Genomic DNA, 9,941 nt, shown 5'->3' with positions numbered 1-9,941 from the left:
GTCGTCGCCCACCGTCCAGCCGCCGTCCGCAGCCGGTCGAGCGCCGTCAGCACCTCGGGCCGGCACGACACGAGGTGGGGCAACCGCGCCCGGTAGGCCCGCCACAACTCCCCGGCCGGCTCGGGCAGCCGGAAGTGCTCGCGTACGAGCTCGAAGGACGTCTCCATCGGCACGGAGCCGTCGGCGTCCAGTTCCACCAGCCACGACGCCGCGTCCTCGCCCAGCTCGCGCTCTGAGGCGAACGCGGTGGCCCAGCGCCGGAACGCGTCCAGCCGGTCGAGCAACATGTTGTCCAGGTCGAACAGCGCCAGCATGTGATCTCCTTACTGCCGGGCCGCCTCGGCGACGAACGCGGCCCGCTCCTCGACCGGTGTCCTGGGCAGTGCCACCACGTCGTATCCGTGGTCGGCGTAGGCCCGCACGACCGCCTCGTAGGTCCGCTCGGCCTCCCCGAGGCTCTGCCTGCGCTCGCTGTCGTGCTCGTAGATCTCGGGCCAGGGCGGCGCGGCGAACACCCGCCGGTGGTAGCGGAACGTCCCGGCGGCGGCGAGCAGGTGGCGGGGCACCGTACGTCCCAGCATCCGCAGGTAGCCGATGGTGTCGATCAGCCCTCGGTCGAAGATCACCGGTCCGGGCCCCCCGGGCTCGCGATACGACCGCAGGTCCCACGACAACATCAGCTCGGCGAACAACGCGGGATCCACCCAGGGCAGCGCCCGGCCGGAGATCGCCAGCTGGTCCCGGATGATCGCCCGGCCGGCCTCGGGCCGCGTGGCGAACCCCTGGGCTCCCAGGTGCTCGACCAGCGTGGTCTTCCCGGAGCCCGGTCCCCCGGTGATGACGATGTAGCGTTCGTGCACGTCGGGCATGCGGCAGCGGTCCCTTTCCTCGGTGGTGACAGAGAAGGCCGCCGATCAGTGCCGGGCGCGGGTGGCTCGCGCCCGGCCCGTCGCGCCTAGCGCAGCTCCCGCTTGAGGATCTTGCCCGTGGCCGTCATCGGCAGCGAGTCGCGGAACTCGATGATGCGCGGATATTTGTAGGCCGCCATGTTCTCCTTGCACCAGGCGATCAGCTCGTCCTCGGTGATCGTGGCGCCGGGGGTGCGGATGACGTAGGCCTTGATCTCCTCGCCGTGGGAGTCGTGGGCGACCCCCACCACGGCGGCGAGCGACACGGCCTCGTGGGTGATCAGCACCTCTTCGAGCTCGCGCGGGTAGACGTTGAACCCGCCCCTGATGATCATGTCCTTGGAGCGGTCGATGATGGAATAGTAGCCGTCGGCGTCACGGGTCGCGATGTCGCCCGTCCTGAACCAGCCGTCCCGCATGACCTCGGCGCTCGCCTCGGGGCGGCCGTAATAGCCCTTCATGATGTTGTGGCCGCGGATGGCGATCTCGCCGGGGCCCTCGCCTTCGACGGTCTTCCAGTCGCCGTCGACCAGCTTCATCTCCACACCCCAGATCGGCGTGCCCACGGTGCCCGCCTTGGAGGGGCGGCCCGGTTGGTTGAAGCTGGCCACCGGCGAGGTCTCCGACAACCCGTACCCCTCCAGGATGCCGACCCCGAACGTCTGCTCGAAGTCCTTGAGCACCTCGACCGGCGAGGAGGCCCCGCCCGCCACGGCCACGCGCAGGGAGCGCGGCACCTCCACGCCGTCCGCGTGGATCTTGGTGAGCATGCCCCAGTACATCGTGGGCACCCCGGCGAAGAACGTGACGCTCTCCTTCCGCATGAGCTCGAGTGCCTCGTCCGGGTCGAAGCGCGGCATCAGCACGACCGTCGCCCCGCGCAGGAAACCGGTGTTCAGGACGACGGTCTGGCCGAAGGAGTGGAACAGCGGCAGCACCGCCAGATAGACGTCGCCGCCCTCGCTGTCGGGGAACATCTTGTCGCTGACCATGGCGTTCATCAGCATGTTCTGGTGGCTCAGCTCGGCGCCCTTCGGCTGGCCGGTGGTGCCCGAGGTGTAGAGGATGACGGCGGTGTCGTCGGCGGCGGTCTGCACGGTCTCGAACTCGCCCGCCATCCCGCCGAGCGCGGCCCAGATCGACTCGCCGTGCTCCGACTCGGTCGCCAGCGGCGTGGCGGGGAGGACGAAGAAGTGCTCGCAGCCCTCGGCCGCCTCGGCCCCGGCCTTGCCGCGCTCGCCCAGCGGCAGCTCGGGGGTGCCCTCGAAGCAGAACAGGGCCTTGGCATCGCTGTCGTCGAGGTGGTAGGCGATCTCGCGGGACTGCAGCAGCACGTTGAGCGGCACCACCGTGGCGCCGGTCTTCAGGATGCCGAAGTAGACGAACGGGAAGTACGGCAGGTTCGGGCACGCCAGCGCGACCTTGTCGCCCTTGCCGATCCCGCGCGACACCAGCAGGTTGGCCACCTGGTTGGCGACAGTCTCGATCATGGAGTACGGCAGCCGCATGTCGCCGAAGACGATCGCGGTGCCGTCGGGGGTGTTCCTGGCGCTGTCCTCCAGGACGACCGACAGATTGAGCATGACGCCTTCCTCCCTCTCAGCAGGCTTCGGCGCCATCTTCGCAGGGCCAACATACCGGCCGGTAGGGCAAAATCACGATTTCTCCCGCTACAGCGCCGTGGGGCGGAACACGAGGGCCGCCACGCGATATGGACGCGCCTCACAGCCTGGAGTAAGCAAGGGTGAAGCACTGTTCAGGAGGGCTCATGGAGTACGACTACGTGATCGTCGGCGCGGGGTCGGCGGGCTGCGTGCTGGCCGGCCGGTTCTCGGAGGATCCGGACGTGTCGGTGGCGCTGGTCGAGGCGGGCGGGCGGGACGACAAGTTCGAGATCCGCGTGCCGGCGGGTTTCCCCAAGCTGTTCAAGACCGGCGACGACTGGAACTTCACCACAGCCAAGCAGGCCGAGCTGTCCGGCCGCGAGCTCTACTGGCCGAGGGGCCGGGTGATCGGCGGATCGTCCTCCATGAACGCCATGATGTGGGTGCGCGGCTGCCAGCGCGACTACGACCAGTGGGGCGTGCCCGGCTGGTCCTACGACGACGTGTTCCCCTACTTCACGAGGGCTGAGCGCCGCGTCGGCAGCAACGAGGGCGGCGTCTACGGCACCTCGGGCCCTCTGTACGTCTCGGAGCTGCGCAGCCCCAACGTCACCACCGCCGCCTTCCTGCGGGCCTGTGACGAGCTGGGGCTGACCCGGCTGAGCGAGCTCAATGGCCGCGGCAACGAGGGCTACAGCCCCACGCCCGTCACCCAGCGCCGCGGCCGCAGGTGGAGCGCGGCCGACGCCTACCTGCGCCCGGCCATGAAACGGCCCAACCTCCACGTGATCACGGGGGCGGCTGTCGACCGGGTGGTGTTCGACGGCCGCAGGGCCGTCGGTGTCGAGCACGGCGGCGTCCGGATCGGGGCGCGGCGCGAGGTCGTCCTGTCCGCCGGCACGATCGGCTCGCCCAGCCTGCTCATGCGCTCCGGTGTGGGCGCGGCCGACGAGCTGCGCGAGGCGGGGGTGCCCGTCGTGCGCGAGTTGCCCGAGGTCGGCAAGAACCTCCAGGACCACCTCTCCTCCGGCGTCTTCGTGGAGTGCCTGCAGCCGGTGACGCTGACCGCCGCCGAGTCGCTCGGCAACCTGCTGCGCTACGTCGCCCTGCGCTCCGGCATGCTCACCACGAACGTCGGCGAGGCCGTGGCGTTCATCAGGACCTCCGACGACGAACCCGCACCCGACATCGAGCTGATCTTCGCGCCCGTGCCGTTCGTCGACCACGGCCTGAGCAAACCGGCCGGCCACGGGCTCACCGTCGGGGTCGTGCTGCTGCAGCCGGACAGTCGCGGCAGGGTCGGGCTGAGCGGCGGCGACGTGGTGATCGACCCCGCCTACCTGTCCGTGGAGACCGACGTCAGGCGCCTGGTGGCGGGGCTGAGGATGGCCAAGCGGGTGTTCACCACCGCCGCGATGAAGCCGTACGCGGGTGGGCCGATGGCGCCGTACTGGGGACCGGAGAGCGACGAGGAGCTCGCCCAGTGGGTGCGCGAGCGCGCAGAGACCCTCTACCACCCCGTCGGCACCTGCCGCATGGGGACCGACGACGCCTCCGTCGTGGACCCCGAGCTGCGCGTACGCGGCGTCGCGGGGCTCAGGGTCGTGGACGCGTCGATCATGCCGACACTGAACCGCGGCCACACCCACGCCCCGGCCGTCATGATCGCTGAGAAGGCGGCCGACCTGATCAAGGGCGCGGGATGACCGGCCTTGACGTAAGTGCTCACTTGCAGAAACCTTGGAGGGTATGACGCTCTCCGCCGGCCCCGACCTGTCACAGATCCCGTTCTGGGCCCTGCCGCAGGCCGAGCGCATGGAGGCCTTCAAGAAGCTGCGCGCGCTGGATCGGCCGGTGTTCGTCAAGGAGCAGGCGGTGCCGTTCGTCGGCGGGGGACCCGGCTACTACGCGCTCGTCCGCCACGCCGACGTGGTGGAGGCCAGCAGGAAGGCCGAGGTGTTCAGCAGCGAGCCCTGCTCCAACAGCATCCCGGACATGCCGCGCTGGCTGAGCGTCTACTTCGGTTCCATGATCAACATGGACGACCCGAGGCACGCGCGGTTGCGCCGCATCGTCTCCCGGGCGTTCACGCCGCGCATCCTGGCGAAGATGGAGGACGACCTCGCGCGGGCGGCCGGGGAGATCGTCGACCGGGCGGTGAAGGAGGGGCCCGGTGACTTCGTCGCCCAGGTGGCCGCCAAGCTCCCCGTACGCGTCATCTGCGACATGATGGGGATCCCGCCGAAATTTCACGGCATGGTGCTGCGGCGGACCAACGTCATCCTCGGCAACGCCGACCCCGAGTACACCGGCATCGCCCCCGAGCTCAGCCGCGTCAACGTCGCCCGCGGCCTGGCCAGGCTGCTGCACGCCGGCTTCTCGCTCAACCGGCTGGCCGCCCGCCTGGGCGACGAGCGACGCCGGCGGCCCACGGGCGACCTGGTGAGCCTGCTGGTCAACGGCGACGAGCACCTCACGTCGCAGGAGCTCGGCTCGTTCTTCATCCTGCTGGTGGTGGCGGGCAGCGAGACCACCCGCAACGCGGTCGCGCACGGGCTCAAGCTCTTCACCGACCACCCCGCCCAGCGGGAGGTGCTGCTCGGCGACTTCGACCGCCACATCGTCGGAGCCTGCGACGAGATCGTCCGCCACTCGACGCCGGTGATCCAGTTCCGCCGCACGCTCACCCAGGACCACGAGATGAACGGCACCGCCTACGCGAAGGGCGACAAGGTGCTGCTCTTCTACAACTCCGCCAACCGCGACGAGAGCGTCTTCAACGACCCCGACACGTTCGACATCACCCGCGACCCCAACCCGCACGTCGGCTTCGGCGGCCCCGGCCCGCACCACTGCCTGGGCGCGCACCTGGCGCGCAGGGAGATGACCGTGATGTTCCGCGAACTGTTCACCAGTCTGCCGCGCATCAGGGCGGTGGGCGAGCCCGACCGCCTGCTGTCCAACTTCATCAACGGCATCAAGCATCTGCGCTATACCTGGTGAGAGCGCAGTCGCGGGAGGAGCGGGTGCTCCGGCGGCGGGCCGAATGCTAGGTTTCGCAGTCATGGAGATCAGGAATGTCCACGCCAACGGGGTGGAGTTCGCGTATCTGACGATGGGGGAGGGGCCGCTGGCGCTGTGCCTGCACGGCTTCCCCGACACCGCCCACACCTGGCGCCACCTGATGCCTGCGCTTGCCGAGCGCGGCTACCGCGCCGTCGCGCCGTTCATGCGCGGTTACGCGCCCACCGAGGTTCCCGCCGACGGCGCGTACGAGCAGGCCGCGCTGGTCGCCGACGTGCGCGTGCTGCACGAGGAACTCGGCGGCGACGCGGACGCGGTCGTCGTCGGCCACGACTGGGGCGCCTTCCCCGTCTACCTCACCGCCGGCCGCTTCCGCAGGGCCGTGGCCCTCGCCGTGCCGCCGCCCGGCGCCCTCGGCTCGCGCTTCCTCGACTACGACCAGCTCAAGCGCTCGTTCTACGTCTTCCTGTTCCAGACGGGCCTGGCCGAGGCTGCTGCCTCCCGGCCAGGCTTCCTCGACAACCTCTGGCGCGACTGGTCGCCCGGCTACGACGCGCGCCAGGACCTCGAGTTCGTCCGGCGCAGCATCGGCGCGCCCGCCAACCTCAGCGCGGCCATCGGCTACTACCGGTCGATGCTCGGCACCACGCCTCCCTCCGGCCGCTACCCGGAGGTCGAGTCCAAGGTGACCGGACCGGTCCTCTACCTGCACGGCGCCCAGGACGGCTGCCTGAGCGCCGCGCTGACGCGGGACGCGCCCGGCCACCTGCCCGAGGGCTCGCGCGTGCAGCAGGTGGCGGGGGCGGGTCACTTCCTCCATCTCGAACGGCCCGCCGAGGTCAACCGGCTCATCCTCGACTGGCTCGGCCCGGCGTCCTCGGCCGAGCTGACCCAGATCCGCCCGATGAGCTTCAACCCCGGCTCCGGGCCTTTCTGAGCACCGCGATCTCCGGGTGCCGCCCCGACAGGCTCACCTGGTGCGTCTCCTCCACCACGAACCCGCTCGGGATCCCGTCGTGGACGAGCGCCACGGCCAGCCCGTCATCGGCCAGCACCCGGCGTACCTCCCGCCACAACGGGCCGAGACCGCGCGCGAGCGCTCCCCTGGGAGGCACCTGCCGCCCCCAGGGCGGGTTGACCAGCACCCGGTCCACGCACCCGTCAGCCACGGGCAGCCGCCCGGCATCGCCCACCCCCCACAGGAAAGGCGAGGCGCCGGCGGTCCGGGCGTTGGCGGCGGCGGCCGCGATCGCGGCGGGATCGTGGTCGAAACCGGCCGGCCGCAGGCGGGGCGCCAGCGCGTTGGCCTCGATGAGTGTGGTGCCCGCCCCGCAGCACGGGTCGAGCACCGTGCGGGCGTCCCCGAGCCGCGCCAGTCGCGCCATGGCGGCGGCCACCGGCGGGTGCAGCGTCCCCCGGACGGAGGCCGTCTTGTACGGCCTGCGGTGCAGCGGCCGGTCCGCGAGCCTCAACGCGATCACCGCCTGGTCACCCTCGATGGTGACCCGCCACGACAGCGCGTCCGGCGGCGGCCGCCGGCCGTCCCTCCGCGAGTGGTAGGCCAGCCCTGACGGCCGGGCCAGTTCGGCCCCCACCGCGTCCTCGATCTCGTACCTGGTGTAGTTGCGCCGCCCGACGAACGACGCCGACACCTCCAGCCCACCCGCGTCCGGCCAGGCCGGCAGGACCGGATGAAGATCGCGGGCCGCCCCGGCCAGCCGGGGCAACGCCGAGCGGTCGTGGCCGACCCCGTCCACCACGGCGGCGGCGATCAGCACGTCGTCGGCCGTGCGCAGGCCCAGCAGGTCGGCCTCCGGCGAGGGCTCGAACCACACCTCCCGGTGGCGCAGCCCGCGCACCCGTCCGAGGCTGGAACGCTGGATCTCCGTCGCCACCAGGGGCTCGATGCCGCGCACGGCCCTGGCCACGGCAAAAGCATGCGCGGCGGGCCGCATGCGAGCGCCCGCCGCACGTAGGAATGTCTGCACCTACGTGTCCTTCTTCCACGTCGCGACCCGGGACGGCGGTCGCTCGGCCGTCCCGCATCGCCGGCGGTGGGTCGTCCGCGACCCGCCGGCGGATCGCTAGCGGAGGTGGAAGAAGAACGTCATGCGGGACACCTTAGTGCGCGCCCGGCGCCGTGGGCCACTCGATATCCACGAGGTACGTACGGTGTACGCCAGAACCATTGACGTAAGTGGCCACTTTTCGAATGATGGCCACATGAGCGTCCTTGACTTCGATCTGTCGGACCCCGAGTTCTGGGCCAAACCCATGGGTGAGCGCGAGAGGGCGTTCGAGCGGCTGCGCTCCCGCGAGACGCCCGCCTTCTTCGAGGAGATGGAGATCTCCTTCGCGCCCAAGGGCCCCGGCTACCACGCGCTGGTCAAGCACGCCGACATCCTCGAGGCCAGCCGCAACCCGGAGGTCTTCAGCTCGGGCCAGGGCGGCGCGACGAACATCCCCGACATGCCCGCCGAGTTCACCGAGTATTTCGGCTCGATGATCAACATGGACGATCCCCGGCACGCCAGGCTGCGCAGGATCGTCTCCCGGGCGTTCACCCCCAAGATGATCAAACAGTTCGAGACGGACGTCGAGGTGGCGGCAGAGGCCATCGTGGGCGACCTCCTCGCCAAGGGACCCGGGTGCGACTTCGTCACCGAGGTCGCCGCTCGCCTGCCCTTGAAGATCATCTGCGACATGATGGGCATCCCCGAGCGCGACTACCAGTTCGTCTTCGACCGCTCCAACGTCATCCTCGGCGGCTTCGACCCCGAATACACCGGCGGCGACCTCACCCGGATCGCCGACCGCCTGCTCACCGCCGGCATGGAGCTGCAGCAACTGGTGCAGGACCTCGCCGCCCACCGTGCCGCCCACCCCACCAACGACCTGACGTCGTCCCTGGTCAACGCGAACATCGACGGCGAGCGGCTGACGATGCAGGAGCTGGGCTCGTTCTTCATCCTGCTGGTCGTGGCCGGCAACGAGACCACCAGGAACGCCGTCTCGTACGGCCTGCGCCTGCTCACCACGAACCCGGACCAGCGCGCGTTCTGGCTGGACGACCTCGACGGGCGCGCGCCGGGAGCCGTGGAGGAGATCGTCCGCCTGGCCTCGCCGGTGAACTTCATGCGCCGCAAGGTCACCCGCGACCACGAGATGAACGGCCACCTCTACCGCGAGGGCGAGAAGGCCGTCCTGTTCTACTGGGCGGCCAACCGCGACGAGGACGTTTTCGCCGACCCGCTGCGCTTCGACATCGCCCGCGACCCCAACCCGCACGTCGGCTTCGGCGGTCCGGGCCCGCACTTCTGCCTCGGCGCCCACCTGGCCAGGAGGGAGATCACGGTGATGTTCCGCGAACTGCTGCGCCGGGTTCCGCAGATCGAGGGCGGCAAGCCGGACCGCCTGCACTCCAGCTTCATCAACGGCATCAAGCACATGGAGTGCGTCTTCTAGCCGCCGGTCAGGTCGTCACCCGGATCTGGTTCATCACCGTGCGGATGTCGGGCAGCAGCTGCTTGCTCTGGGCCGGGATCGACATGTAGACGATGGCCGGGACGTTGGCCCCGGTGTTGACGGCCATCGTCACGATCGTGGCCTTCTCGGTCTGCGACGTCAGCGAGTACGCGATCAGCCGTCCCGTGGAGCCGCCCACCTTGATCGGCTGCTGGGCGATCTTGCGGACCTTGTTGTCCTTGGGGAAGAAGCTCCTGCGCGCGGAGAGCACGACCTGCTTGATGACCGGCTCCAGGTCGTCCCGCTCGTAGTAGGAGGCCAGCCGCTGCGACAGCGGGCCCGACATCAGCTGCGCGTACCGCTCGGGCGCGACCTGGACGTACTGGCGGGTGTCGAAACCGTACGTGGCCTTGACCGTGGCGCGCTGGTCCAGCCGCCAGTCGCCGCCGAGGCGCGGCACCGAGATGCGGGCCTGCGCGTCCGGGACCTTGCCGATGACGGGGGAGGGCTTGCCGGAGTATTTCGGCAGCGGCCCGATCGAGGACGAGGTCTTGGTGGCGCGCGGCTTCTCCGTGGCGCTGGGCTGCGCCGCGACGTCCGAGCTCGCCGGGTCGTCGCTCGCGAGCGGCCCGGCCAGGAAGGCCCAGATCAGCGCGATCACCAGGGCGACGGCGACCGAACTACCGAGGGCGTACATCCAGACGGGTTTGCCCGGCTCGTCCTCCAGGGCGTCCTGCTCGCCCATGGCCTGGTAGTTGTCGCCGAAGACGGTGTTCCAGAGCTCCTGCTGGCGCTCGGGCGGCGGGGTGCGTGACCCGCTGATCTGGCCCGCCGTCACGAAACGGCGGTCGGGGTCGGAGGGGTCGCGGTTCAGGCTCGAACCGGGCCTGGGGCCCTGGTCCTCGCTGGGGGGCGTGTCAGTGTGGGGGGAGTCCATGGG

At 70.4% G+C, this 9,941-nt stretch carries 8 protein-coding genes and 1 pseudogene; 4 read left to right on the top strand and 5 right to left on the bottom strand.

Annotation, left to right across the window (positions count from 1 at the left end):
- The 3 genes and pseudogenes from GUY59_RS44290 to GUY59_RS44280 form a co-directional block, all read right to left on the bottom strand.
- Window positions 1-314, bottom strand: a pseudogene (locus GUY59_RS44290) (HAD family hydrolase); the annotation flags it as partial.
- A 9-nt stretch (window positions 315-323) separates the two neighbouring features.
- A complete protein-coding gene (locus GUY59_RS44285; protein WP_138208142.1) occupies window positions 324-869 on the bottom strand; it encodes an AAA family ATPase in 546 nt (181 codons plus the stop codon).
- 86 nt (window positions 870-955) lie between these two features.
- Entirely contained in the window at window positions 956-2,491 is a 1,536-nt protein-coding gene (locus tag GUY59_RS44280) for a long-chain-fatty-acid--CoA ligase (protein WP_138208143.1), read from the bottom strand.
- Window positions 2,492-2,676: 185 nt separating this feature from the next.
- On the opposite strand from GUY59_RS44280, the gene GUY59_RS44275 reads away from it, so the two are divergent.
- The 3 genes from GUY59_RS44275 (at window position 2,677) to GUY59_RS44265 (ending at window position 6,473) form a co-directional block, all read left to right on the top strand.
- A complete protein-coding gene (locus GUY59_RS44275) occupies window positions 2,677-4,218 on the top strand; it encodes a GMC family oxidoreductase (RefSeq protein ID WP_138208144.1) in 1,542 nt (513 codons plus the stop codon).
- A gap of 43 nt (window positions 4,219-4,261) precedes the next feature.
- Entirely contained in the window at window positions 4,262-5,515 is a 1,254-nt protein-coding gene (locus GUY59_RS44270; protein ID WP_138208145.1) for a cytochrome P450, read from the top strand.
- Window positions 5,516-5,576: 61 nt separating this feature from the next.
- The gene (locus GUY59_RS44265; RefSeq protein ID WP_138208146.1) at window positions 5,577-6,473 is read left to right on the top strand and encodes an alpha/beta fold hydrolase; all 897 of its coding nucleotides are present in this window, start codon (window positions 5,577-5,579) and stop codon (window positions 6,471-6,473) included.
- Here the strand turns inward: GUY59_RS44265 and GUY59_RS44260 are convergent.
- Complete coding sequence (locus GUY59_RS44260) at window positions 6,448-7,524, bottom strand: methyltransferase domain-containing protein (RefSeq protein WP_252375228.1); 1,077 nt, start codon at window positions 7,522-7,524, stop codon at window positions 6,448-6,450. The two genes, GUY59_RS44265 and GUY59_RS44260, sit on opposite strands and share 26 nt — an antisense overlap.
- 235 nt (window positions 7,525-7,759) lie before the next feature.
- Here GUY59_RS44260 and GUY59_RS44255 point away from each other — a divergent pair, with 235 nt between their 5' ends.
- Window positions 7,760-9,001 carry a cytochrome P450 gene (locus GUY59_RS44255; protein ID WP_138208147.1) on the top strand — a complete coding sequence of 414 codons (1,242 nt, stop codon included), beginning with the start codon at window positions 7,760-7,762 and terminating at the stop codon, window positions 8,999-9,001.
- 7 nt (window positions 9,002-9,008) lie between these two features.
- On the opposite strand, the gene GUY59_RS44250 is transcribed toward GUY59_RS44255, so the two are convergent.
- Window positions 9,009-9,941: hypothetical protein (locus GUY59_RS44250; RefSeq protein ID WP_161715044.1), on the bottom strand; the 933-nt coding region annotated here is incomplete at its 5' end.

It is taken from the genome of Nonomuraea sp. K271 (genome assembly GCF_009908215.1).
Classification (GTDB): Bacteria; Actinomycetota; Actinomycetes; order Streptosporangiales; family Streptosporangiaceae; genus Nonomuraea; species Nonomuraea longispora.
This window is presented reverse-complemented; position numbering and strand designations above follow the sequence as displayed.

Coding starts and splice junctions, on each gene's coding strand:
- GUY59_RS44285 (WP_138208142.1), bottom strand. CDS start 869: ATGCCCGACGTGCACGAACGCTACATCGTCATCACCGGGGGACCGGGC.
- GUY59_RS44280 (WP_138208143.1), bottom strand. CDS start 2,491: ATGCTCAATCTGTCGGTCGTCCTGGAGGACAGCGCCAGGAACACCCCC.
- GUY59_RS44275 (WP_138208144.1), top strand. CDS start 2,677: ATGGAGTACGACTACGTGATCGTCGGCGCGGGGTCGGCGGGCTGCGTG.
- GUY59_RS44270 (WP_138208145.1), top strand. CDS start 4,262: ATGACGCTCTCCGCCGGCCCCGACCTGTCACAGATCCCGTTCTGGGCC.
- GUY59_RS44265 (WP_138208146.1), top strand. CDS start 5,577: ATGGAGATCAGGAATGTCCACGCCAACGGGGTGGAGTTCGCGTATCTG.
- GUY59_RS44255 (WP_138208147.1), top strand. CDS start 7,760: ATGAGCGTCCTTGACTTCGATCTGTCGGACCCCGAGTTCTGGGCCAAA.